At 74.9% G+C, this 526-nt stretch carries 1 protein-coding gene; it reads right to left on the bottom strand.

All coding sequences use genetic code 11. The features are described 5' to 3' along the window. The coding region (locus IF37_RS44765; RefSeq protein ID WP_037858446.1) for a hypothetical protein at positions 1 to 526 on the bottom strand (526 nt) is incomplete at both ends.

The following is a 526-nucleotide window of genomic DNA, read 5'->3' as shown; positions in this document are numbered from 1 at the left end:
TCGGCCGTAGTCCGGGCATACTCCTCGCCACGTGTCCGCAGCGCCTCGGCGACCTCCCTCACCCCACTCCACCACCGCGTCGACGCCTCGGCCGCGTCGGCGCCGATACCCACACGAGCCCCACCCGCGCCCTGCCGGATCTCCAGCGCCCGCTCCACCACCCGCGGCTCCAGCCCCGCCAGCAACGGCTCCTCCCGCACCGCCGCCTCGAACTCCGCGTCCACGCCGGCAGGGCCCGAATCCGCCGGGCTCAGGAAGCCGGCGGCGCGGCCGACCCCGGCCGTGGCCTCCACACCGGTGATACCTGAACCCGTCGTGCCGGTTTCCGCCCGCTCGTCCGGGACGCTCACCCCGTAGGTTCCCAGTACCCCGGCCAGCCTGGCGGCCGTCTCGGACAGCCCGCGGCTGACGGCGTCCGCATGCGCCGTCCGGAGGCCGTCGGCCATCGACTGTCCGGTGTCGGCCATCCTGACCTGGACGGATCCACCCTTGACGGGCAGGCCCAGGGCCGCCAGCTCGTTCACGG

The sequence above is a fragment of the Streptomyces sp. NRRL S-31 genome (assembly GCF_000718775.1).
Lineage (GTDB): Bacteria > Actinomycetota > Actinomycetes > Streptomycetales > Streptomycetaceae > Streptomyces.
The sequence above is the reverse complement of the archived record's forward strand: the minus strand, read 5'-3'. Positions and strand labels throughout refer to the sequence as shown.